This is a genomic window from Roseibium sp. M-1 (genome assembly GCF_054515675.1).
On the sequence record NZ_CM137257.1, the window covers coordinates 594,323 to 617,100 of the forward strand.

A 22,778-nucleotide genomic window follows, 5' to 3' on the forward strand; every position below is an offset into this window, starting at 1 on the left:
ATGGCTGAAGCATTGAAGGTAGGCGTCGCTGGCCTTGGCACTGTGGGGGCGGCCGTGGTGCAGCTCCTATCGAAACATGGCGGTCAGATCGCCCGCAAATCAGGCCGCGCCGTGAGCGTGACCGCGGTCAGTGCCCGCGACAGAACGCGGGATCGCGGCGTCGACGTGTCAGGCATGGAATGGTTCACCGATCCGGTCGAAATGGCGGAAAAGGCGGACATTGACATCTTTGTCGAACTGATCGGCGGCGACAGCGGCCCGGCGGAGCAGAGCGTACGCGCAGCACTCCGCCGCGGCATTCATGTCGTCACCGCCAACAAGGCGCTGCTCGCCCGCCACGGCGTCGATCTTGCCGCAGAGGCCGAGACCCACGATGCCTGCCTCAACTACGAGGCGGCGGTGGCTGGCGGCATTCCGATCGTCAAGACCTTGCGCGAATCCATGTCCGGTAACGATATCAGCCGGATCTACGGTATCCTGAACGGCACCTGCAATTATATCCTGACGCGGATGGAGGCTGACGGCATCAGCTTCGAAAACTGCCTGGCCGACGCGCAGCGGCTCGGCTATGCGGAAGCCGATCCGACCTTCGACATCGAAGGCAATGATACCGCCCACAAGCTGGCGATCCTGACGAGCCTGGCGTTCGGCACGGAGATTGCCAGCGACGACATCTACATCGAGGGCATCACCTCGATCACCACGGCCGATATCCAGGCGGCGGATGAACTTGGCTTCCGGATCAAGCTTCTCGGTGTTGCGCAGCGCACGGAAACAGGCATCGAGCAGAGGGTTCATCCGACCATGGTGCCGAAGTCCTCGGCCATTGCTCGTATCGACGGCGTCTTGAACGCTGTTGCGGTCGACGGCGATTTCGTCGGCGAGATCGTGCTGGTCGGTCCAGGTGCCGGCGGCAATGCCACGGCTTCCTCCGTCGTTGCCGACATTGCCGACATCGCCCGGGGCGACGAGACACCTGTCCTTGGCATGCCCGCAGCGGATCTGAAACCCTATCAGCGTGCCCGCATGCGGTTGCATGAGGGCGGCTACTACATCCGTCTGTCCGTGTTTGACCGGCCGGGAGCATTTGCCGAAATCGCCAAATGTATGGGTGAGGCCGGTATTTCGCTGGAATCCATCGTCCAAAAGCGCCATGCAAAGGATGACGTACCGGTGAAATTTAATGCGGACATGCCGCAACCTGTCATCTTGATCACCTATGAAACAACCGAGGTCGCGATCAAGGAAGCGCTTGACGTGGTGATGTCCAAGGGGGTCGTTGCCGAAAAGCCGCAGATGATCCGGATCGAAAAACTGAACTGAACTGCGAGTGCCCGCCCAGGCGTCTTGCTGGGGAGACTGGAGATGTTGATGTCCAATATTGAAAAAGAACCGTCGAGCGGTCTCGATCGCATTCTGACGCTCGAACTGGCGCGTGTCGCAGAAAGAGCGGCGGTTTCCGCAGCACGGCTTCGTGGCCACGGCGACGAAATGGCGGCGGACCAGGCGGCAGTGGACGCAATGCGGCGCGAACTCAATCGCCTGCCGATCGACGGAACGGTCGTGATCGGCGAAGGCGAGCGCGACGAAGCCCCCATGCTCTATATCGGCGAGAATGTCGGCACCAAGCAGGGGCCGAAGGTCGACATCGCGCTGGATCCGCTGGAAGGCACCACAATCTGCGCCAAGAACCTGCCGAACTCGCTGGCCGTGATCGCGCTGGCGCCGGAGGGCGATCTTCTGAACGCACCGGACAGCTACATGGACAAGATCGCCATCGGCCCGGGCTACAAGCCGGGGCTTATCGATCTGGACGCGCCGATCGCCGAGAACATTGCCGCAGTCGCCAAGGAGAAGGGCGTCAAGATCCATGAAGTCACGGCCTGCGTTCTCGACCGTCCGCGCCATGCCCGCCTGATCGAGGAAATCCGGGCAACCGGCGCTGCGATCCGCCTGATCGGCGACGGCGATGTGGCCGGTGTCATCCACACCACCGATCCGGACGAAACCGGCATCGACATCTATGCCGGCATCGGCGGTGCACCGGAAGGCGTGCTTGCCGCAGCAGCGCTCCGCTGCATTGGCGGTCAGATGCAGAGCCGGCTGGTGATCACCCGCGACGAGCAGGTCGAACGCGCCCACCGCATGGGCATCGAGGACATCAAGAAGAAATATACGCTTGAGGAAATGGCCGGCCCGGACGTGCTTTTTGCGGCAACCGGCGTCACCGACGGCAACTTCCTGCAAGGTGTCCGCTTCGGCCGTCATCACATTACCACACACACCGTGGTTATGCGTTCGTCCACCGGGACGGTGCGCTACATCAAGGCCCAGCATACGGATCTTGAAAAATTCCATCTGGACTGATTGGCACTGAATGCTGGGACAATCCGGGGAAGACGACAGGCGGCTCGTACTTGGGGTCGCCCGTTCCGCAAATGACAATGCCTGGCGTGAACGGCTGACGGCTTCCGAGACGCGCGCCGCCATGGCCATCTCGCAGCAGCACGGCCTGCCGGACGTGCTGGCGCGGGTCATGGCCGCCCGCGGCGTGGAGCCGGACGATGCCCAGGCATTCCTCGACCCGTCCCTGAAACTACTGATGCCCGATCCGTCCCGGCTTGTGGACATGGATGCGGCTGTCGCGCGTGTCGCCGATGCCGTCGTGGCCGGCCGCAAGATCGCTATCTTCGGCGACTATGATGTCGACGGGGCGACTTCGTCGGCGATCTTTGCCAAATACCTGCAATGGCTGGGGCTTGATCCGGTGATCCACATCCCGGACAGGATCATCGAGGGTTATGGTCCGAACGGTCCTGCCATCGAACACCTGCGCCAGGGTGGGGCAGAGCTGCTCGTCACGCTCGACTGCGGCAGCACCTCGTTCGAGGCTTTCGAGACCGCCAAAAAACTCGATCTGGATGTCGTGGTGATCGACCACCACCAGGTTGGCGAGACGCTGCCTGCTGTCCGGGCGCTGGTCAATCCCAACCGACAGGACGATCTGTCAGGGCAGGGGCATCTTGCCGCAGTCGGCGTTACTTTCCTGTTCCTCGTGGGCTTGAACCGCGAGCTGCGCCAGCGCGGCGCTTTCCAGAACCGGCAGCAGCCGGACCTGATGGCGTTGCTTGACCTGGTTGCCCTCGGCACCGTCTGCGATGTCGTTCCGCTGCAGGGGCTCAACAGGGCCTATGTGACACGCGGTCTCGCCGTCATGCATCAACGCCGCAATTACGGCCTGACAGCGCTTTCCGATGCCGCCCGGGTCAGCGGCAAGCCCGCACCCTATCACCTCGGTTTCCTGATCGGTCCGCGCATCAATGCAGGCGGGCGTATTGGCGATGCCGCGCTTGGGGCACGTCTTCTGACGACGGAAGACCCGCATGAGGCGCGGGCGATTGCCGAGCGTCTCGATCAGCTCAATACCGAGCGCCAGGCGATGGAAGCGGTGATGCTGGAGCAGGCGGGTGCCGAGGCGGCAATGGCCATCGAGGCGCGCGACCCGGCCGTGCTTCTGACCGGTTCTGACGACTGGCATCCGGGCATCGTCGGCCTCATCGCCTCCAGGCTCAAAGACGCCCACAGACGGCCGTCCTTTGCCATCGCCTTTGACGAGACCGGCAAGGGTACAGGTTCCGGCCGCTCGATCCCGGGCGTCGACCTTGGCAAGGTGGTCCGGCAGGCGGTCGAGGACGGTCTTCTGGAAAAGGGCGGTGGCCACGCAATGGCGGCGGGTCTGACCGTTCGCAAGGAAAAGACAGCGGATCTTGAGGCCTTCTTCAACGCAGCGCTGAAGGACGATGTCGAGGCTGCGAGCGCCAACCGCGAGCTCAAGATCGATGCAGCCCTGACCGCAACGGGAGCAAACCTCGACCTGATGGAGCTTCTGGAAAAGGCCGGGCCGTATGGAGCCGGGCATGCCGAACCGGTCTTTGCCTTTCCTGCCCACCGGATTTCCTTTGCCGATGTGGTCGGCAAGGGACATGTTCGGGCGACAATTTCTGGCGGAGACGGTACGGGTCTGAAGGCGATCTGCTTCAAGGCGGACGACAAGCCCCATGGCCGGATGCTGCTGGAAGGCAGGGGGCGGTCGCTCCACGTTGCCGGTACGCTGTCCATCGACACCTGGCAGGGAACACCAAAGGTCCAGCTTCGCATTCTCGACGTCGCGGATCCGCAAAAAACCAGGCTATGATCAGCGATCTGTGCATGTGCTATTAACGAAACTCTAAGGGGCAGCAATTACGCTGATGTCACGAAGGAATCGTGAGGATCAGGCATGCGCGCTCAGAATGAGCTTTCGCCCTATTTCGCCGAAATCGACCAGCGTACGGACCGTGCCCTGAAGGGTATCCGTGAGGTCCGCCGCTCTGCAAAACTGCGGGCATTGCCGCAGGAGCCGAAAGGTCTCTTCCTCGGCACAGCGTTTCTGGTGGTGCTGGCCGCTTTTGTCGGCCTTTTCATCAAGTAGTCGTTTCCTGTCTCTTTCAGGCTTGCGCCCGATCGGAGCCTGTCATTTAGTCTGGCGTCATTCCTGCAAACGACTCGGGACGCCATGACCGACTATTCCCTTGCCCTGTGGTCTTACAATCTGAGCCGCGCACCGGTCTCGGTTGCCGCTTTTGCGGCGGAAATCGAAGACGGATTGCGCCGGGCATCGGAAGCCGGTGCAAAGCTCCTGATGCTGCCGGAATATCTTCCTGAATGCTGCCTGGCCTTCAAACCGGAAGGCTTGCGGCCGGATCAGGAAATGGCGTTCCTGGCCGATATATGCGTTGAGCTGTTGCCGCAGCTGGCCCCTTTGCCGGCAAAATACGGCGTTTCGCTGCTGGCAGGATCCATGCCCGTGAAGACACGCGGCGGTATCACCAACACGGCAGTTCTGTTGACGGCGGACGGGCGGGAAATCCGTCAGGACAAGCTGTGCCTGACGCCGTTCGAGCAGGACCCGGATGTCTGGCACCTGACGCCGGGATCCGAATTGAAGGTCTTCGACCTCGACGGCCTGAAAATGGCGATCCTGATCTGCCTGGACGTGGAAATGCCGGCGCTCAGTAGTCTGCTTGCACCTCAGCGTCCCGATCTTCTCCTGGTGCCGTCCATGACCGAGAAGCTGTCCGGCTATCACCGGGTCTTCGGCTGTGCCAAGGCGCGGGCGGTGGAGCTCATGTGCGCGGTCGCCGTCTGCGGTGTGGTTGGAACCTCCAAGGGCACGACGCAGAACGACACCAACGTTTCCGGAGCCGCGCTTTATCTGCCCTGTGAAGAAGAGTTCGGCTATTCAGGAGTAGCAGCGGAAATCGCGCCGACTCAGGGGCAAAATGGTGAAGAACCGTTCCTGGTCGCAACCATTCCGGTGGCTCAATTGCGGGATTTGAAGTCCGGTAAGGCAGAAGTCTGGCCTGGCGCCTGGACGGCGGATCACGTAACGATTCAAACAGCATAGGCTGGTAGTATCCACATCTGCAACGCTGCCATGTGCGCACAAAGTGCACATTGATCTGGACGAACCCTACGGAAGTCTCTATACAGCGGCTGTTCTCTGATAACAGGTGTGGAGATGGCGGTCGCCAAGGCAATTTCAGCGCAGAATTTTTCGTGGCTGCACGGTTTGGCAGGCTTGTTCATCAAGCCGCCCCGTCTGCAGATCGCGGCTCTGTGCTACCGTCTTGGCGGCAAGGAGACGGAAGTGCTTCTGGTTTCCACCCGGGATACCGGGCGCCTGATCCTGCCCAAGGGCTGGCCGGAAAACGACAAGCCCGCATTCGAGACCGCGCTTGTTGAAGTTTATGAAGAGGCCGGTGTCATCGGCACGGCCGATCCGCGCGCGATCGGCAGTTTCCGGTCCTTCAAGGGGCTCGCCGACGGTCTCAAGATCCGCACCAAAGTGCTGGTCTTCAAGGTTCGCTTTGAGAAGCAACTGAAGGACTTCCCGGAGATCGGACAGCGTGAGCGTGTCTGGCTGCCGCTGTCGGAAGCCATCGATGCAGTGGACGAACCGTCCTTGAAGCGCTTTTTGCGCCGGCATCGTCAGGACATCCGTTAGTCCGCCATAAGCACATCGAAATCTGGGTATCGTTGCTGCCTGCATGTCATTGCCTCGTGCAAGCTTCTCCAAAAAAGCCGATGATCCGGCTAAGGGTACCCGTATTCAGGCCACATCGGATCCACCGGGGGAGAAAGGCGTAAGGGATTGCTGACAAACAAGAACCTGAAACAACAGGCTCTGGACAAGGATCTCGACAGGATCGGATTTGTCAGCGATGCCGCGGAAGCCATGGGACGGCGTTTGGCCGGGCCCGGGCTGGCGCTTGTCTTTCTCGTCATCTGCGCGGTCGTGGCCGCTTTTCAGGTTTCTTCAAGTGGTGTTTCCGACGCAATCATTCTGATCGCCGCGAGCGCCATCGGCGGCTATATGGCGCTCAATATCGGTGCGAACGACGTTGCCAACAATGTCGGTCCGGCGGTCGGGGCCCGTGTGATGAGTCTTACCGCCGCGCTGCTGATTGCTGCCGTCTGCGAGAGTGCCGGCGCGCTGCTTGCCGGTGGTGACGTGGTCTCCACGGTCTCGGGAAATATCATCAGTCCCAGTGACATGCGCGACAATTATCAGTTCATCCAGGCGATGCTGACCGCCATGGCGGCCTCCGCGCTCTGGATCAACTTCGCGACGCTGATCGGTGCGCCTGTTTCCACCACCCATTCCATCGTCGGCGGAGTGGTCGGGGCAGGGATTGCCGCAAGCGGATTTGCAGCCGTCAACTGGACGACCATTTCCACCATTGCGGCCACCTGGGTGCTGTCTCCAGTGCTGGGTGGGCTCATCGGTGCTGCGCTGATGGCCTTCATAAACCGCTATGTGGTCTATACGCCGGACCGTTTGAAGGCGGCGCGGCTCTGGCTACCCATCCTGCTCGGCCTGACCGGTGCGATTTTTACAGGCTACGTCCTTCTGAAGACTTCGGACAGGCTCATTTCTGTCCCCGAATGGCTGGCGATCTGCCTGTCCTTCGTTGTCGGCGGTTCTGTCTGGAGCTTCTATAGGCGTGTTGTCTTCAAGCAGTCGCTGACGCTGGAAAACAGTGCCCGCAGCCTGCGCAATCTTTTTGCCGTGCCTCTGATGGTGACGGCGGGCCTGCTGTCCTTTGCCCATGGCGCCAATGACGTTGCCAATGCCATTGGTCCGCTCGCTGCCATCGTGTTCAGCCAGTCGCAGGATTTTCCGGATCTTGTCTTCTGGTACCTGGGCTCCCTGAACCCGGAAATCCCGCTCTGGGTGAGCGCAGTCGGGGCATTCGGCATCTCCGCAGGCCTGCTCCTGTTCGGCCGCCGGCTGGTGACGGTGGTTGGAAAGAAGATCACCAAACTCAGTCCCGTACGCGCCTTCTGTATCACGCTGGCAACGGCAACGACCGTGCTGGGAGCCTCAGCCTTCGGCTTGCCTGTCTCCTCCACCCATATCGCGGTCGGTGCGCTGTTCGGGGTCGGTTTTTTCCGGGAGTGGTACCGCAACCGTTATGTTTCGGAAGGCGGGGTGATGAAGCCGCGCAAGATGATGAAAAACAGGGAGGAACGCCGCCGCCGACTGCTGGTGCGCCGTGCCAACCTGATCACAATCGTTGCCGCCTGGGTCGTGACCGTGCCGGCCTCAGCCATGTTGTCGGCGGGCCTTTTTCATCTTCTGCAGGCCACATTCTTCTAAGGCGCATTCCTGCTGTGCTCTTCGTTTAGCGGGCTAATAAACTGCACCAAGTGCACTTTGTGTGGACATGGACCCGGTTGAGACGTACGCTTGTTCCGTTGTTCAATCAGCGGAAGCGACTCATGACCTTTCTCAGTTCGGCCGCCGACTACCGTCCGTCCCTGCTCCAGAGCCTGCTGCTGATGTTCCGCCGGCCCTCACGCTTGCAGATCGCGGCACTTTGCCAGCGAGAGCGGAACGGCGAACGGGAAGTTCTCATGGTGACGACGAAGTCGAGCCACCGGTGGATCCTGCCGAAAGGCTGGCCGGTCATGTCTCTCAAGGCACACCGTACCGCTGCGATCGAGGCTTTTGAGGAAGCCGGCGTAATCGGCACGGCGCACGAAACGCCCTTTGCCAGCTTCCATTCTTACAAGGGCGGGGAAGCGGGATTGAAGCTTCGCACCGACGTTCTGGTTTATCTGGTGGATGTGCAAAGCACGACTGATGCCTTTCCGGACAAGAGCGAACGGGACGTACGCTGGCTCCCGGTGAAGGAAGCCATCAGGATTTGCAACGATCCCGGCCTGATCCAGGTGCTCAGGAAGCTTCAAAACTTACCCAGCTAACAATTTTCGTCCAATTTTTCCTGTTTCGGTTGACCTTTGCAGCCGAATGTATAAGGCAGGCGCGAACCATAGGCTGCCGCTTGGGGAGTGGCACGCCAGGACACCGCCACAGGACCACCCATGCCGAATTTGAAGAAGCCGACCCTCGACAAGGATCTCGACAAGCTCAGCTACATGGAAGAGGCGGCAGGGTCGCTCGGGCGCGGCCTGATAGCACCTGGGATAGCCCTGGTTTTTATCGTTCTGTGTGCCCTGGGGGCTGGTGCTTCCATGTCCGGTGCACCCGGGGCGGTCATCATCGTCGCGGCTGCCGCGATCGGAGCCTATATGGCGCTGAACATCGGTGCCAACGACGTCGCCAACAATGTCGGGCCCGCGGTCGGTTCACGCGCGATGACGCTGGTGACGGCCTTGATCATCGCGGCGGTCTTCGAAAGTGCCGGGGCCCTGATCGCCGGCGGTGAGGTGGTCGGCACGATTTCGAAGGGCATCATTGACCCGAACTCGGTTGCAGACGCCAACGTCTTCATGGCCGCCATGATGGCGGCGCTTGTCTCTTCGGCGCTCTGGATCAACCTGGCGACCTGGATCGGCGCGCCCGTATCGACGACGCATTCCATTGTCGGTGGTGTGATGGGGGCGGGTATTGCCGCGGCGGGTTTCGGTGCAGTTAACTGGCCGACCATGGGCGGTATTGCGGCCAGCTGGGTTATTTCGCCTTTCCTCGGAGGTCTGATTGCAGCGGCGTTCCTCGCCTTCATCAAGTCCTTCATCATCTACCGGGACGACAAGATCGAAGCCGCGCGGACCTGGGTGCCGGTGCTGATCGGGGTCATGTCCGGCACGTTTGCAAGTTATCTTGCCCTTAAAGGCCTCAAGCACCTTTTCAAGATCGACCTGCCGACTTCCATCATGTTCGGCACAGTCTTCGGTTTTGTGGTCTGGCTCCTGGTGCGTCCCCTCATCCGGCGTCAGTCCGAGGGACTTGAAAACCGCAACCAGTCGCTGCGCGTGCTTTTTTCCGTGCCGCTGGTCTGCTCCGCCGCGCTGTTGTCCTTTGCCCACGGCGCCAATGACGTTGCCAATGCAGTGGGGCCACTGGCGGCTATCGTGCATACGGCGGAACTCGGCGATGTCGCCGCCAAGGTCAGCATTCCGCTCTGGGTGATGGCGGTCGGTGCCTTCGGCATTTCCTTTGGCCTGCTCTTGTTCGGGCCGCGACTGATCGAAATGGTCGGTCAGCAGATCACGAAGCTCAATCCGATGCGGGCCTATTGCGTGTCGCTGTCGGCCGCGATCACCGTGATCATTGCCTCCGGTCTCGGCCTGCCGGTGAGTTCCACCCACATTGCGGTTGGTGCAGTCTTCGGCGTCGGTTTCTTCCGGGAGTGGTACACGGAGCGCTCGAAGCGGCGGCTGGACTATGTGAACAAGCGGCAGTCCGGCGACAATGTCGTCAGGCCGGTGCGCAATCGCGAAGAGCAGGCGCGCCGCCATCTGGTGCGCCGGGCGCATTTCATGACCATCATCGCCGCCTGGATCGTTACCGTACCGGCTGCGGCTGTCCTGTCGGCCGCGCTTTATTTCGTCATGGTCAAACTGATCGCCTGACGGTGCGCTGCATTACCGGGGCAGATGCCCGGCCGGTTCCAGGGTCAGCGTCGCCCAGACGGGCAAATGGTCCGAGGCGACACGTGCGGTCTTCGATTTGTGCACGCCGGCCTGGCGGACGACGAACTCCGGACTGGTGATGATCCGGTCCAGGCTGCCGACGGGCAGGGGACTTGGAAAGCTCTTGCCCGGCGTCGTCACTTCATACCGCTTTTCCAGGAGGCGGATGCTGCCGGCGGTGTCGCGCCATTCGTTCAGGTCGCCGATCAGGACGGTTGGCAGATAGTCCAGGTGCTCGTGTAACTGGTGCATGAGCGAGGTGATCTGCTTCTTGCGGAAATGACCCACCAGGCTCAGATGCATCGCCGCGACGCGGATCTTTTCTCCGGCGACATTCAGGTCCACTGCCACGGCACCGCGCGGTTCCAGAGTTGGCAGGTCTATCTTGCGGTGATCCAGAATGCCGATTGTGCTTCGGACAAGGATGGCGTTGCCGTGCCAGCCAAGGCTCTTGCCTGGCGTGCCGAATGGAACCGGACGGTAGTCGGTTTCCGCCATGATCATGTCCACATCGAGCGTGCTTTCCCGCGGTCCGAACCGCTTGTCGGCTTCCTGCAGGGCGAGGATGTCGCAATCGAGTTCCCGGATTACCTTCAAGGTCCGGTCCGGACGCCGTCTGGCATCAACGCCGATGGATTTCTGGATGTTGTAGGAACCGATCTTCAGCATGGAGGCAGATTTGCGGGGTTCCGCGTGGTTATGCAAGTGCAACGAGGCACTTGAAGGATTACTGCGACCAATTTAGGCAGCTTCGATCTGGTCCATGCGCTCCGTTGCCCGTTTCAAGGCAGCGAAGCACTTGGCATCGATGGCGGTTCCGGTCTCACTTTCCATGATGCCGAGGGCCTTGGGCAGCGGCATCGGGCCGCGATAGGGGCGCTCTGCTGTCAGAGCGTCGAATATGTCTGCCGTCGTGACAATACGTGTTTCCATGGAAATCCGGCTTTCGGTCAGCCCGTCCGGATAGCCGCGGCCGTCCAGCTTCTCGTGGTGGCCTCTGGCAATCGGGGAGAGGTCCTTGAACGTATCGATCCGTGACAGGATCTCGTCCGAGTAAACGGGATGCATGCGGATCTGTTCCCATTCCTGGTCGTCGAGTTTGCCGGGCTTGTCGAGCACGGAGTTGCTGACGCCAAGTTTGCCGATATCGTGCAGGAGAGCAGCCCGCTTGAGAAGCTGCCTGTCGCGTTCGCTGTAACCCATCTCTTCGGCGATCATGTCGGCATAGAGCGTCACACGCTCGCTGTGACCGGCGGTGAAAGGGCTTTTGGAATCGATCACCAGTGCGAAGCCGTGGGCGATGTCGTCGAGCTGGTCTTCATCGGCAAAGCGCATGTTCTGTGCCGGTTCCAGGCCGTAGACAATCTGATCGAGCCTGTCAGAGCGAAGCGTGTTCCAGAATTGCGGGACCTTGGCAACGGCTTCTGCAGCGACCACAAGCGACGGGTCGAACCATCCTCCCGCGCGCTCGCGCAACTCCCGCATCGCTGCCTGCTTGCCGGAGTTGATCTGGAAAACGTCCATTACTTGGGCCAGCAAAGCGATCTGGGAAAAGAGCGGGATACCGGCTCCAATGAGGCCATGGGGACGGCCCTTGCCGTTCCAGTGTTCGTCGAGACTGTAGATGCCGGAGACCACGGCTTCGGAAAAATGCATCTGCCGGGCGATATCCGCCCCGCGATGACATCTTGTCTCGATCATTTCCGAGGCGATTTCGCCGCCATTTTGCAGAATGTTGACGATTGCCCGCACCCGTTCGGCAAATCCGTGCTTCAGACCGGTATGTGAGAGCACGAAGCGAAGCGCCGCCGGCAGGCTGGAGCTGATCGTCTTGTAGTCGTGTTTGAAGGTGAGATCGTCGGTGAGATAAAGCTCACAGATCCGCGCCGCATTGCTGGAGCAACCGAGGTCTTTCAGCAGCAGCGTGTAATAGAGATCGCTGAGTTCTGCGTCGCTGAGGCCGAGTTGCCGGCCGACATGAACCCCGATCCAGCAGCAGCGCACGCAGTGACCGCGCGGCTGGCCCTCGGTGATGTCGAGCGCATGACTGAGTGCGCCGAGCAGTTCCGCAAGACGGAGCTGTTTTGGAGTCTGGTCAATCATGCAACGACCCTTCAAGACACTTGGTGCCGTGAAGGGTCGCAGAGCTTCGTTAAGATCACGTGTTACGTAGATCCAGGTGTGAGGCGTCAGCTGTCAGGCGGCTTCCAGTTCTCCGGCTGACTGTACCAGCAGGCCGGAGACATAGTTCATGAAAGAAACCCAGGCCTCGACAACGAACGTATCCGCGCCGGTGCGCCAGATCAGGACCGGAGACTTGTGGAAGATCGTCCGTGTGACGGTTCCAACGGGGAATTTCTCAAGCGAGAAATCCATGAAGATCCCGGTATTGAGCAACCAGGCCGCCTTGTCGCCGCTGACGATCACGGCTTCGGACCGGTCGGAGATATCGACAAGCGCATGCGGCTGGCCTGACAGTTTCGCTTCGATACCGTCGAAGACCGCCCGGAGCTCTTCTTCCGGAGCGAGAAGCGTCCATTCGTCCGGTCCCAGCCAGAAGGCGGCCCGCTTGGACGCAACAGCGCTGCCAAGTGGCTGGTTCGGCAGGTCGACGCCATAGGCCGCTCCCGCGTCCTTCAGTGAAGCTTCACGGCAACGCAAGGAAAGGCGCGTGACCGGTGCGGCTTTCAGGATGGATACGGACGCCAGGCTGAGGAGCGGGGCTTCGCCCGCATCCGGCGTGATCAGGTCGCTGGCCAGAAGATCAGACATTGATCCGTGCTCCTTCCTTGTCATAGAACACCGTGCCGGTCACTTCGACCGGAATGCTGCCGTTCGGCATCGGCACGTAGAGCGTCTTGCCTTCCAGCGCATGGCCATTCTTGACGATGGCAAGTGCGATGGTGCGGTCGAGCGCCGGGCTGTAATAGGACGAGGTCACATGGCCTTCCGCCGGTGTGCCCGTTGCCGGGTTTTCCGCGGTCGTGATCTGAGCCCCTTCCTCCAGTTTCACCTTCGGATCCCTGGTCAGGAGACCGACGAACTGTTTGCGGCCCTCGGCCTTGAGGTCCGGGCGTTCCAGACCGCGCTTGCCGACGAAGTCGAACTTGTTCTTGCCGATGGCCCAGGCCATGCCCGCATCGTGAGGCGTAACGGTCCCGTCCGTATCCTGGCCGACGATGATGTAGCCCTTTTCGGCGCGCAGGACGTGCATGGATTCCGTGCCGTAAGCAGTGCCGCCATGCTTCTCGATTTCCTTGGCGAGCGTCTCCCACATCATCTTGCCATGGCGGCGCGGCACGTTGATTTCAAAGCCGAGTTCGCCGGTGAACGAGATGCGGAAAAGCCTGCAAGGCACGCCGCAGAAGGTGGCTTCCACCACGCTCATGTGCGGCAAGGCTTCGGCGGAGAGATCGACGCCCTCGATGAAGGGGGCAATGACCTCGCGGGCCTTCGGACCTTGCACGGCCGCGACTGCGTATTGTTCGGTCGTGGAGGTGATCCAGACATCGAGATCCGGCCATTCGGTCTGCAGATAGTCTTCCATGGTGGCAAAGACGCTCGGCGCGCCGCCGGTGGTCGTCGTCACATGGAAGCGGTCTTCCGCAAGGCGGCCGATAACGCCGTCATCGGTGATGAAGCCGGCATCGTTCAAAAGAAGCCCGTAGCGGCAGCGGCCGGGAGCCAGCTTCTTCCACGGGTTGGTATACATCCGCTCCAGGAACTCGGCGGCGTCCGGGCCGACCACCTCGATCTTGCCGAGGGTGGAAGCATCGAAGAGGCCGACGCTTTCGCGCACGGTCTTGCACTCACGGGCAACGGCCGCGTGCATGTCTTCGCCGTTCTTCGGGAAGTACCAGGTGCGCTTCCACTGGCCGACATCCTCATAGACACCGCCATTTGCCGCAACCCAGTCGGCGGACGGTGTCAGACGAACCGGATCGAAGAAATCGCCGCGGGAGACACCGGCAAAGAGACCGAAGGTCGTCGGGGTATAGGGCAGCCGGAAGGTGGTGAGACCCACATCCGTCACCGGCCTCTGCAGTGCGCCTGACGCGATTTCTAGCGCGTTCATGTTGGACAGGCGGCCCTGGTCGGTTGCCATGCCGGTCGTGGTGTAGCGCTTGATGTGCTCGATCGACTGCATGCCTTCACGCACAGCCAGCTTGACGTCCTTGGCGGTAACGTCGTTCTGGTAGTCGACGAAAGCCTTGACGCGGGAGGCGTTGCGGTCGTGCGGCAGGGCGCCGAGCGTGCCGCCGGCCCCGGCTTCACCGCCGGTGGCAACCGCATGGGTCACCTTGGCGGACTTGCCGGTTGCTGCCTTGGCGGCTTCCTCGCCAGCGGCATAGCCGTCGGCGAGGGTTGCCTGCAGGCCGTAGAGCCCCTTGGAGGCACCAGCAGAACGTTCGTTCTGGACGGACTTGCCCGGGACATAGGCGCCCTTGTCCGCATCCCAGACAACCTTGCCGCGGGACTGGGAATAGAGGCTGACCGTCGGCGTCCAGCCACCGGACATCAGCAGCGCATCGCAGTCGATCTGGCCGCCGGAGGCGACCTGACCGGAAGTCATCAGGCGGCCGAGCAGGGCGCCCTTGATGCGCTTGCGGCCGAGCGTGCCGGTGACGACGCAACCGGCTTCGACGCGGATGCCGCGGGCGGCCGCGATGGCAATCAGGTTTTCCGGCGGATTCTCGCGCATATCGGCAATTGCAACCACTTCGACGCCATGGTCGGCGAGATCGAAGGCGGCCTGCCAGGCACTGTCACAGGCAGTAGCCACAAGCACCTTGTGGCCGACCTTGACGCCGTAGCGGTTGAGATAGGTCCGGCCGGCGTCTGCCAGCATGATGCCGGGACGGTCGTTTTCCGGGAACACCATCGGACGTTCGATGGCGCCGGCGGCGATCACCACTTCCTTGGCACGGACCTGCCACAGGCGCTCGCGCGGCAGCTTCGGATCCGGATGGGAAAGATGTTCGGTCACACGTTCGGCCAGCGCGATGAAATTATGCGCGAAATAGCCGAAGGCCGTGGTGCGCGGCAGCAGCGTGACATTGTCCATGGCACCGAGCTTGGCGATGGTCTCGGAGACAAAGACGGAGGGGTCCTTGCCGTCGATGCTGGCGCTGACTTCGGACAGCAGCGAGCCGCCGAATTCCGCCTGTTCGTCCACGAGCATGACCTTGGCGCCGGCCTCTGCGGCTGCAAGCGCGGCTGCCAGACCTGTCGGGCCGGACCCTACCACCAGCACGTCGCAATGGGCGTAGATGTTGCCGTAGAAATTGTGGTCAGGGTTCTTCGGCGGTTTGCCGAGACCGGCTGCTGCGCGGATGATCGGCTCATAGACCCGGTCCCAGAAGGCGCGCGGCCACATGAAGGTCTTGTAGTAGAAACCGGCCGGGAACAGCGGCGACAGCAGGTCGTTGACCGCGCCGACATCGAAACCGAGCGAGGGAAACCGGTTCTGGGAGATTGCCTGCAGGCCCTGGTAGATCTCGACCTGGGTCGCCCGCAGGTTCGGGGTCTGGTCACCGTTGCGGTAGACGCCGACGAGCGCGTTCGGCTCTTCGGAGCCGGCCGTCAGAACGCCGCGCGGGCGGTGATACTTGAACGAGCGGCCGACCAGGTGAACGCCGTTGGCGAGCAGGGCTGAGGCCAGGGTGTCGCCCTTGTGGCCCTGCATCTCTTCGCCGTCAAAGGTGAAGGTGAGCAGCCCGGCGCGGTCGATCCGGCCGCCTTTTTCAGTACGGAATGGCTGGCTCATTTGCCGGCCTCCTTGGCGATCGCGTCAAGATCCGGCTTCGGTTCACCGGCCTTGTAGATTTTCAGGAACCTGTCGCTGACGGTGTCGCGGACAGCGTTGAAGAAGCGGCCACAGCCGTGGATGTGGCGCCAGCGCTCGGCAGCAACGCCCTTGGCATTGGTGCGCATATAGAGGAATTCGACCCAGTCCTCGTCGGTGGCCTGGCTCGGGTCGGCGGGGCGGGCGATATGCGCTTCGCCACGGCAGGAGAACTCGGTCTCCGCGCGCTCGACACCGCAATAGGGGCAATAAACCAGCAGCATTGTTGTGAACTCCCCCTAGTGGGCCACGGCCGCTGCCGCGGCTTCGTCGATGAGGCGGCCGGTGCGGAACCGGTCGATGGTGAAGGGCGCATTGATCCGGTGCGGTTCGTCCTTTGCGATCGTGTGCGCGAAGACATGGCCGGACCCCGGGGTCGCCTTGAAGCCGCCGGTACCCCAGCCGCAATTGACGTAAAGGCCCCGGATCGCCGTCTTGGACAGGATCGGCGAACGGTCCGGTGTCGTGTCGACGATGCCACCCCAGTTGCGCAGCATGCGCATGCGGCGGAAATGCGGGAAGAGTTCGCAGATCGCGTCGATGGTGTGGTTGGTTATGTGGATGCCGCCGGCCTGGGAATAGGACACGAACTGGTCTGTACCGGCACCGATCACCAGTTCGCCCTTGTCGGACTGGGAGATATAGGCGTGGATCGTGTTGGACATGACGACGCACGGGAAGGCCGGCTTCACCGGCTCGGAGACAAGAGCCTGCAGCGGGAAGGATTCCAGCGGCAGACGCAGGCCCGCCATGTCCATCACGACGGAAGTGTGGCCAGCGGCAACGACGCCGATCTTCTTGGCCTTGATGAAGCCCTTCACGGTTTCCACACCCTCGACCCCGCCATTGAGGCTGCGGCGGATGCCGGTGACGGCGCAGTTCTGGATGATGTCGACGCCGAGCGCATCCGCGCCGCGGGCATAGCCCCAGGCGACCGCGTCGTGACGTGCCGTGCCGCCGACCCGCTGCAGGGCAGCGCCCATAACGGGATAGCGGATGTTCTTGGAAATGTTCAGCGGCGGGCAGTATTCCTTGGCCTCTTCCGGTGTAAGCCATTCGTTCTGGACGCCTGCCAGACGGTTGGCGTGGATGTGCCGCTGTGCCACCTGGATGTCGTGAACAGTGTGCGCCAGCATCATCACGCCGCGGGCGGAATACATGACGTTGTAGTTCAGTTCCTGCGACAGGTTCTGCCAAAGGTCGATGGCGTGATTGTAGAGCCCGGCGCTTTCCTCCCAAAGATAGTTGGAGCGCACGATGGTCGTGTTGCGGCCCGTGTTGCCGCCGCCGAGCCAGCCCTTCTCGATCACCGCCACGTTGCGGATTCCGTGTTCCTTGGCAAGGTAATAGGCGGTCGCGAGGCCATGCCCGCCGGCACCGACGATGACGACGTCATATTCGGCCTTGGGCTCGGGTGAACGCCACTGGCGACCCCAGTTCTGGTGCGCGGAAAAGGCGTTCTTGGCCAGTTCCAGGAAGGAATATCGCTTCATCGAAGAGCGGCTCCGCACGTTGCCGGCCGACCGCCCGGAAGAACCGGTTTGCCTGCCGTCAGGTTCAAGTGTTGTCGGAACGCGACCTTACCGAAACCGGATCGGCCTCGTCCATTGTGGGGCATATTCGCGATTGCACCAAGGTTTGCGTATGCCGTTTCAGTCGCTTGCTTGTCAGAATGCGACATGGGTGTCCCCAGACCATCAACCATTCGCGGCAGGCTTGGGAAAGCATCCGGAAAACAACCGTTTGGGTGCATTTTGACCGGTGGCAAGCTTTTGCGACTTTTTGACATGATATCCGCAATCCCGACACGGTATGCCGCTTCGGTTCTTGCAATTGTAATCCCGGGCGGACACTCTCCCCCCAACAGTCAAATCAGGGAGATCCTCCATGGAAGTTCGCGCCGCCGTGGCCGTTGGGGCCGGAAAACCGCTCGAAGTCACCAAAGTCAAGCTGGAAGGCCCGCGTGCTTTCGAGGTTCTGGTCGAGATCAAGGCCACCGGCATCTGCCACACGGACGAATTCACGCTGTCCGGTGCCGATCCGGAAGGTCTCTTCCCGGCGATTCTCGGGCACGAGGGCGCTGGTGTCGTTGTTGAGGTCGGTCCAGGCGTGACCACGCTGAAACCGGGCGATCACGTCATTCCGCTCTATACGCCCGAGTGCCGGACCTGCGAATACTGCCTCAATCCGAAGACCAACCTTTGCCAGTCGATCCGCGCGACCCAGGGTCAGGGTCTTATGCCGGACGGCTCGTCGCGGTTCTCCACGCTGGATGGCGACCCGATCCTGCATTACATGGGCACGTCCACCTTCGCCAATTACACCGTCGTACCGGAGATTGCGCTGGCGAAGATCCGCTCCGACGCTCCCTTCGACAAGGTCTGCTACATCGGCTGCGGTGTTACCACCGGCATTGGTGCGGTGATCAACACGGCCAAGGTCGAGATCGGCTCGCGCGCCATCGTCTTCGGCCTAGGCGGCATTGGCCTCAATGTCATCCAGGGCCTGCGCCTTGCAGGTGCCGACCAGATCGTCGGCGTTGATCTCAATCCGGCGAAGAAGGAAATGGCCGAGCGCTTCGGCATGACCGATTTCGTCAATCCGAGCGAAGTCGACGGTGATCTGGTGCCGTACCTCGTGAACCTCACCAAGGGCGGCGCCGACTACACGTTCGACGCCACCGGTAACGTCAATGTCATGCGCACAGCGCTGGAAGCGGCCCACAAGGGTTGGGGCGAAAGCATTATCATCGGTGTCGCGCCGGCAGGCGCCGAGATTTCGACCCGTCCGTTCCAGCTTGTCACCGGCCGATCCTGGCGCGGCACGGCCTTCGGTGGCGCACGCGGACGGACCGACGTGCCGAAGATCGTCGACTGGTACATGGACGGCAAGATCGAGATCGATCCGATGATCACTCACACCATGCCGCTCGAAGACATCAACAAGGGCTTCGACCTGATGCATGCGGGCGAGTCGATCCGTTCGGTAGTGCTTTTCTGATCCTGTCTCGGACCTCGATCCGACCTTAATGACCAACTGTCATCCTCGCGAAAGTGGGAATGACAGTTGGGTCTGTTTTAAAGAGACCACAAAGGCATTTGCCGATGAAAACCCTTTCCGAAAACAAATCCTTCGGCGGCGTTCAGGGCGTCTACAGCCATATGTCGGAGGCATGCGGCGTCGAGATGACCTTTGCGGTCTACATGCCGCCCCAGGCCAAGGACGCCCCTGTGCCGTGCCTCTGGTATCTGTCGGGCCTGACCTGCACGCATGAAAACGCCATGACCAAGGCCGGCCTGCAGGCGCATGCCGCGGAATTCGGCCTCGCCGTCGTCTTTCCGGACACCAGTCCGCGCGGAGAAGGTGTTGCCAATGACGAGACTTACGATCTGGGGCAAGGTGCCGGTTTCTACGTCAATGCCACGGAGGCTCCCTGGGCGCCGCATTTCCAGATGGAAACCTATGTCGCCAGCGAATTGCGCGACCTGGTGACCGAAAAGTTCGCCGTTTCCGTCCACCATGGCATTACCGGCCATTCCATGGGCGGGCACGGGGCGCTGACGCTTGCGATGAAGTATCCGGGACACTACCAGTCGCTCTCCGCCTTTGCACCGATCGCCAATCCCGTCCGGTCTGACTGGGGGCGCAAGCAGTTCGGGGCCTATCTTGGAGCGGATGAAGCTGCCTGGGCAGCCCATGACGCGACCTTGCTTCTCAGGACCAGGGGCTGGGCCGGTGACATCCTGATCGACCAGGGCGGCGATGACCAGTTCTACGATCTCCTGACACCGCCGGCATTGGTCAGCGCTCTGACGGAAACGAAAACGCCGCATGCCTACCGGCTGCAGCCGGGCTACGATCATTCGTATTATTTCGTCTCGACCTTCGCGCGTGATCATGTCGCCTGGCACGCGGAGCGGCTGAAAGGCTAGATCTGCAGACGCACTACCGGGTTCGGTTGAGCGTCCCAAAGCTGATCGATCTTTAATATGCTCTAGGCTCTTCTGGCTTCCTTGTTTCGGGTCTCGAGGGCCTTGGAAAAAGGGCCGGTTTCGAAAGAATTCGGCAGGCGCAGCTCACTGAGCATGTACCATTCTTCGAGCCGGTCCAGGACGATCGGTTCGAAGATGTCGTTGAGCCTTGCGATAGTTTTCTCAAGGTCGTAGCGAGCGCCCGCGGAAGATGGTTCGATGGCAGACAGGATGATCATCCTGAAGCGAGCTGGGCCCGTCCGTATCAGGTATGTCGGTATCAACCTGCCACCGCAGGAATTCGCGACCTTTATTGCGACGGCTGCGTTTCCCTTTTCCGGCAGCTTGCGTCCGAAGCAGGGCAGATGCACCTGTTTTTCACGTACCTCATCAATGAAAATGGTCATCGAGTAGCGGCCGCTCGCCATCAGTCTGTGCAGCCTGAAGGCGCTCCGCTGTCCCGGCGGAAACAGATACTGGTTTCGTTCCTTCCGGATTGCATGAACGATCCGGTTCTTGAAGCGATTGGGTTCGGGCTGAAAGGGGCCAATGCTCGGGCCGGCAAGACCATCATGAATGGCGACGAACAACGCCTCCCAAGTGCCCAGATGCATCGATACAAAGATCGGTCTTTCGCCGGAACGGCGCACGGACTTCAGGTGCTCCAGCCCTTCAACTTCGATATGAGAATTCTTCCATAACCGATTGACGACACAGAACTCGGAAACGGTTCGGCCGATATTGTGCCACCACCGGTCCAACCCAGCTTTCAACTCCACTTCACCTGACCATCGTCCGACTGTCAGCGCTTCGAAATTTCTCGAAATCCGGTTTGGAAATACTTTGTCGCGATAGGACCAGCGCATCAGAGGTACCATCGCATTGCCAAAACCGGAGACGAAGGCAGGTGGGCAGTGTTTCAGGCAAGCCTGGAGCAAGCTGTTCGACACGCCATGACTTGTATGGCGTAGCCAATGAATACGGGCGGCCTCGCGTCTTATGCCTTCGGTGGAGAAAATGTCCCGGAAATCCGGTGTGGTAGGTTCGTCCGCGAGGGTCTCGGCAAATGGAATATCCTCCAGCCGTGTCTCTTTGCTCATGACCGGCGCGGATGAAGCGTCATCGGCAAATTGTCTCCTGGGCGCAATGTCAGGCGCGCGACCGGTTGAACGTCGGCACCTTCCCGAAGCCGGAGGTCAAAGTTCTGCGCGAGGATGGCCAGGCTCAGGATCGCCTCCGTCATCCCGAATTGCAGCCCGGCGCAAATGCGCGGCCCGATGCTGAAGGGCACATATCCGTATTTGTTCGGCTTCTTGGCCTTGGGATTGAGAAACCGCTGCGGATCGAAGACGTCCGGTTTTGACCAGAGCATCGGATTGCGATGCATCAGCCAGGGGACCACCAGGACCAGTGACCCCTTTGGTACCGGCTTTCCGCCGATGCTGGTGTCGGCCATCGCTTCGCGTGCCAGGATCGGTACAGGCGGATAAAGCCGCAGCGTCTCTTCGATGACGGCTTTGGTAAAGGGCAGGCTGGCAACATCTTGGAATGTCGGCGCGCGCCCGGCAAGGACGGTGTCGAGCTCTGCGTGTAGTTTCGTCCTGGTCTTTTCGCACTGGGACAGGAGGAACCATGCCCAGGCAAGTGTGTTAGCCGTGGTCTCGTGGCCGGCCATGAAAATCACGGCTGCCTCGCTGATGATTGCATCCCTGCTGAGGGGATTGCCGTCCTCATCGCGCGCTTCAAGAAGCCCGCCGATAACGGACGCTTCGCCTTGCTGCTTTTGAGCTTCATAACTCTCGATAATGCGATCGAGCACCGACATGATGCGCTGGACAGGCTTCCTGATGGCCCGGCCCCGGAACCTTGGCAGCCATTCCGGCAGACTGAACAGGGACAGGAGATCGATCTGGTCGATATGTCGCTGGTAATCGGAGAAGCCCTGTACGACTTCGGCGGCAAAGTCCTTGCCGAGCTGCCGGCCGAAGATCGTCCGGCAAATGATCTCGGCGGTGAGGTGCGCCATTTCCGCCAGCGCGTCGATGGCTGCGCCGTTGCCGAGGGCGGCCCATTCGGCCCGTTTCTCCTCGATCGTCTCGATCATGATGGGCGCAAAGCCCCTGACGCGCGATCCATGGATGATCGGGGCAACGATCTTGCGCCGTTTGGCCCAGGTTTCCGTGTCGCTAATGAAAAGACCGTCACCGAGCAGTGGTTCCAAGGCGTGCCGCATCTGCGGGCTCTTGCGCTGCAGGACCTCATGGTTCGTCTGGAACGCTTCGCGCACCACGTCCGGGCGATTGCAGATCACGAGTTCACGGGTGAAGATCTTCTTGCTGCGGAGCCGGCTTTGGAAATCGTCCTCTCCCCAGATCGACAGGAAATTCCGTTTTGCCATGCCGACGAGCGTCCAGACCGGCGGCATTTCCTTGTAGCGGAAGGGATAGGGGGGAACAAACTCTTCCAGCACGGGTTTTGGGGCAGCCACGGCAGGTAAACCTTCGGCATTGGGCTCGGCAACGGTCACTTAAAAATCCGCAGTCTCATTGGTCAGTTTTGAAATAAGAACTTTGCTGGTTTGTAGTCACTTGGGCCTTACACGTAAAGCGCTCAGCGCCAGCGACAGCCAACCCAGAATCAGGAGCAGGCCTCCGGTTGGCGCGGACATGGGAAACAGCCTTTGTTCCAGAAAGGACCGCATGAGCAGGTCACCGGAAAAAAGGCCGAGACCGCACGCGATCAGCACGAGCGTTGCCGGCAGCAACGGTGTCCTGCGGATCTGAGCCAGAAGCCCTATCCCAAGAAGCACCGGAGCGTGAAACAAAAGCATCTGAGCCGCTGTTTCCAGAAGGGACGACGCGTTTTCGTGCGCAGCCAGAGCGAGGCAAACGACACCGAGACCACCGGCAAGTCCGGACAAGGCCATGCCCGCGCGCAGGAGGCTGGAGGTAGTTTCCACCATGGAGGTCCCTTTATCTGGT

General features: G+C 61.1%; 20 protein-coding genes. 11 read left to right on the forward strand and 9 right to left on the reverse strand.

Annotation, left to right across the window (positions count from 1 at the left end; genetic code table 11):
* The 9 genes from ACX3M4_RS02760 to ACX3M4_RS02800 all read left to right on the forward strand — a co-directional run bounded on the left by ACX3M4_RS02760 (position 1) and on the right by ACX3M4_RS02800 (position 9,921).
* The gene (locus tag ACX3M4_RS02760) at positions 1–1,323 is read left to right on the forward strand and encodes a homoserine dehydrogenase (protein ID WP_459357071.1); all 1,323 of its coding nucleotides are present in this window, start codon (positions 1–3) and stop codon (positions 1,321–1,323) included.
* Between the two features lie 48 nt (positions 1,324–1,371).
* Positions 1,372–2,367: a class II fructose-bisphosphatase gene (gene glpX / locus ACX3M4_RS02765; protein ID WP_459357072.1), complete on the forward strand. Its 996-nt coding sequence runs from the start codon at positions 1,372–1,374 to the stop codon at positions 2,365–2,367.
* Between the two features lie 10 nt (positions 2,368–2,377).
* Positions 2,378–4,195, forward strand: coding sequence for a single-stranded-DNA-specific exonuclease RecJ (gene recJ / locus ACX3M4_RS02770; RefSeq protein ID WP_459357073.1), 1,818 nt, complete (start codon positions 2,378–2,380; stop codon positions 4,193–4,195).
* A gap of 84 nt (positions 4,196–4,279) precedes the next feature.
* On the forward strand, positions 4,280–4,471 hold the full coding sequence (locus ACX3M4_RS02775) for a hypothetical protein (RefSeq protein ID WP_459357074.1): 192 nt from the start codon (positions 4,280–4,282) through the stop codon (positions 4,469–4,471).
* A gap of 84 nt (positions 4,472–4,555) precedes the next feature.
* On the forward strand, positions 4,556–5,446 hold the full coding sequence (locus ACX3M4_RS02780) for a nitrilase-related carbon-nitrogen hydrolase (protein ID WP_459357075.1): 891 nt from the start codon (positions 4,556–4,558) through the stop codon (positions 5,444–5,446).
* Between the two features lie 114 nt (positions 5,447–5,560).
* Complete coding sequence (locus ACX3M4_RS02785) at positions 5,561–6,046, forward strand: NUDIX hydrolase (protein WP_459357076.1); 486 nt, start codon at positions 5,561–5,563, stop codon at positions 6,044–6,046.
* Between the two features lie 147 nt (positions 6,047–6,193).
* Complete coding sequence (locus tag ACX3M4_RS02790) at positions 6,194–7,702, forward strand: inorganic phosphate transporter (RefSeq protein WP_459357077.1); 1,509 nt, start codon at positions 6,194–6,196, stop codon at positions 7,700–7,702.
* Positions 7,703–7,824: 122 nt separating this feature from the next.
* Positions 7,825–8,310: an NUDIX hydrolase gene (locus ACX3M4_RS02795; RefSeq protein WP_459357078.1), complete on the forward strand. Its 486-nt coding sequence runs from the start codon at positions 7,825–7,827 to the stop codon at positions 8,308–8,310.
* A 120-nt stretch (positions 8,311–8,430) separates the two neighbouring features.
* Entirely contained in the window at positions 8,431–9,921 is a 1,491-nt protein-coding gene (locus tag ACX3M4_RS02800) for an inorganic phosphate transporter (protein WP_459357079.1), read from the forward strand.
* A 12-nt stretch (positions 9,922–9,933) separates the two neighbouring features.
* Here ACX3M4_RS02800 and ACX3M4_RS02805 read toward each other — a convergent pair whose 3' ends face one another.
* The 6 genes from ACX3M4_RS02805 to ACX3M4_RS02830 form a co-directional block, all read right to left on the reverse strand.
* The gene (locus tag ACX3M4_RS02805) at positions 9,934–10,650 is read right to left on the reverse strand and encodes an endonuclease/exonuclease/phosphatase family protein (RefSeq protein WP_459357080.1); all 717 of its coding nucleotides are present in this window, start codon (positions 10,648–10,650) and stop codon (positions 9,934–9,936) included.
* Between the two features lie 72 nt (positions 10,651–10,722).
* The gene (locus tag ACX3M4_RS02810) at positions 10,723–12,084 is read right to left on the reverse strand and encodes an HD-GYP domain-containing protein (RefSeq protein WP_459357081.1); all 1,362 of its coding nucleotides are present in this window, start codon (positions 12,082–12,084) and stop codon (positions 10,723–10,725) included.
* Positions 12,085–12,177: 93 nt separating this feature from the next.
* The gene (locus ACX3M4_RS02815; RefSeq protein WP_459357082.1) at positions 12,178–12,753 is read right to left on the reverse strand and encodes a sarcosine oxidase subunit gamma; all 576 of its coding nucleotides are present in this window, start codon (positions 12,751–12,753) and stop codon (positions 12,178–12,180) included.
* Entirely contained in the window at positions 12,746–15,748 is a 3,003-nt protein-coding gene (locus ACX3M4_RS02820) for a sarcosine oxidase subunit alpha family protein (protein ID WP_459357083.1), read from the reverse strand. Before ACX3M4_RS02820 ends, ACX3M4_RS02815 begins: the two co-directional genes overlap by 8 nt.
* A complete protein-coding gene (locus ACX3M4_RS02825) occupies positions 15,745–16,050 on the reverse strand; it encodes a sarcosine oxidase subunit delta (RefSeq protein ID WP_459357084.1) in 306 nt (101 codons plus the stop codon). Before ACX3M4_RS02825 ends, ACX3M4_RS02820 begins: the two co-directional genes overlap by 4 nt.
* Positions 16,051–16,065: 15 nt before the next feature.
* The gene (locus ACX3M4_RS02830) at positions 16,066–17,319 is read right to left on the reverse strand and encodes a sarcosine oxidase subunit beta family protein (protein WP_459357085.1); all 1,254 of its coding nucleotides are present in this window, start codon (positions 17,317–17,319) and stop codon (positions 16,066–16,068) included.
* Between the two features lie 394 nt (positions 17,320–17,713).
* Here ACX3M4_RS02830 and ACX3M4_RS02835 point away from each other — a divergent pair, with 394 nt between their 5' ends.
* Positions 17,714–18,826 carry an S-(hydroxymethyl)glutathione dehydrogenase/class III alcohol dehydrogenase gene (locus ACX3M4_RS02835; RefSeq protein WP_459357086.1) on the forward strand — a complete coding sequence of 371 codons (1,113 nt, stop codon included), beginning with the start codon at positions 17,714–17,716 and terminating at the stop codon, positions 18,824–18,826.
* Positions 18,827–18,930: 104 nt separating this feature from the next.
* The gene (gene fghA / locus ACX3M4_RS02840) at positions 18,931–19,758 is read left to right on the forward strand and encodes an S-formylglutathione hydrolase (RefSeq protein ID WP_459357087.1); all 828 of its coding nucleotides are present in this window, start codon (positions 18,931–18,933) and stop codon (positions 19,756–19,758) included.
* A 62-nt stretch (positions 19,759–19,820) separates the two neighbouring features.
* On the opposite strand, the gene ACX3M4_RS02845 is transcribed toward fghA, so the two are convergent.
* The 3 genes from ACX3M4_RS02845 to ACX3M4_RS02855 are packed head-to-tail and all read right to left on the reverse strand — an operon-like array spanning position 19,821 to position 22,759.
* A complete protein-coding gene (locus ACX3M4_RS02845; protein ID WP_459357088.1) occupies positions 19,821–20,897 on the reverse strand; it encodes a lysophospholipid acyltransferase family protein in 1,077 nt (358 codons plus the stop codon).
* Positions 20,894–22,324, reverse strand: a complete 1,431-nt coding sequence (locus ACX3M4_RS02850; RefSeq protein WP_459357089.1) for a cytochrome P450 — start codon at positions 22,322–22,324, stop codon at positions 20,894–20,896. Before ACX3M4_RS02850 ends, ACX3M4_RS02845 begins: the two co-directional genes overlap by 4 nt.
* A gap of 57 nt (positions 22,325–22,381) precedes the next feature.
* Entirely contained in the window at positions 22,382–22,759 is a 378-nt protein-coding gene (locus tag ACX3M4_RS02855) for a DUF423 domain-containing protein (RefSeq protein WP_459357090.1), read from the reverse strand.
* Positions 22,760–22,778 lie beyond the last annotated feature (19 nt).

What these genes read in the sequence shown, in the direction of transcription:
- ACX3M4_RS02760 (WP_459357071.1), top strand. Translation starts at nt 1, where the DNA reads ATGGCTGAAGCATTGAAGGTAGGCGTCGCTGGCCTTGGCACTGTGGGG.
- glpX (WP_459357072.1), top strand. Translation starts at nt 1,372, where the DNA reads ATGTCCAATATTGAAAAAGAACCGTCGAGCGGTCTCGATCGCATTCTG.
- recJ (WP_459357073.1), top strand. Translation starts at nt 2,378, where the DNA reads ATGCTGGGACAATCCGGGGAAGACGACAGGCGGCTCGTACTTGGGGTC.
- ACX3M4_RS02775 (WP_459357074.1), top strand. Translation starts at nt 4,280, where the DNA reads ATGCGCGCTCAGAATGAGCTTTCGCCCTATTTCGCCGAAATCGACCAG.
- ACX3M4_RS02780 (WP_459357075.1), top strand. Translation starts at nt 4,556, where the DNA reads ATGACCGACTATTCCCTTGCCCTGTGGTCTTACAATCTGAGCCGCGCA.
- ACX3M4_RS02785 (WP_459357076.1), top strand. Translation starts at nt 5,561, where the DNA reads ATGGCGGTCGCCAAGGCAATTTCAGCGCAGAATTTTTCGTGGCTGCAC.
- ACX3M4_RS02795 (WP_459357078.1), top strand. Translation starts at nt 7,825, where the DNA reads ATGACCTTTCTCAGTTCGGCCGCCGACTACCGTCCGTCCCTGCTCCAG.
- ACX3M4_RS02800 (WP_459357079.1), top strand. Translation starts at nt 8,431, where the DNA reads ATGCCGAATTTGAAGAAGCCGACCCTCGACAAGGATCTCGACAAGCTC.
- ACX3M4_RS02805 (WP_459357080.1), bottom strand. Translation starts at nt 10,650, where the DNA reads ATGCTGAAGATCGGTTCCTACAACATCCAGAAATCCATCGGCGTTGAT.
- ACX3M4_RS02810 (WP_459357081.1), bottom strand. Translation starts at nt 12,084, where the DNA reads ATGATTGACCAGACTCCAAAACAGCTCCGTCTTGCGGAACTGCTCGGC.
- ACX3M4_RS02815 (WP_459357082.1), bottom strand. Translation starts at nt 12,753, where the DNA reads ATGTCTGATCTTCTGGCCAGCGACCTGATCACGCCGGATGCGGGCGAA.
- ACX3M4_RS02820 (WP_459357083.1), bottom strand. Translation starts at nt 15,748, where the DNA reads ATGAGCCAGCCATTCCGTACTGAAAAAGGCGGCCGGATCGACCGCGCC.
- ACX3M4_RS02825 (WP_459357084.1), bottom strand. Translation starts at nt 16,050, where the DNA reads ATGCTGCTGGTTTATTGCCCCTATTGCGGTGTCGAGCGCGCGGAGACC.
- ACX3M4_RS02830 (WP_459357085.1), bottom strand. Translation starts at nt 17,319, where the DNA reads ATGAAGCGATATTCCTTCCTGGAACTGGCCAAGAACGCCTTTTCCGCG.
- ACX3M4_RS02835 (WP_459357086.1), top strand. Translation starts at nt 17,714, where the DNA reads ATGGAAGTTCGCGCCGCCGTGGCCGTTGGGGCCGGAAAACCGCTCGAA.
- fghA (WP_459357087.1), top strand. Translation starts at nt 18,931, where the DNA reads ATGAAAACCCTTTCCGAAAACAAATCCTTCGGCGGCGTTCAGGGCGTC.
- ACX3M4_RS02845 (WP_459357088.1), bottom strand. Translation starts at nt 20,897, where the DNA reads ATGAGCAAAGAGACACGGCTGGAGGATATTCCATTTGCCGAGACCCTC.
- ACX3M4_RS02855 (WP_459357090.1), bottom strand. Translation starts at nt 22,759, where the DNA reads ATGGTGGAAACTACCTCCAGCCTCCTGCGCGCGGGCATGGCCTTGTCC.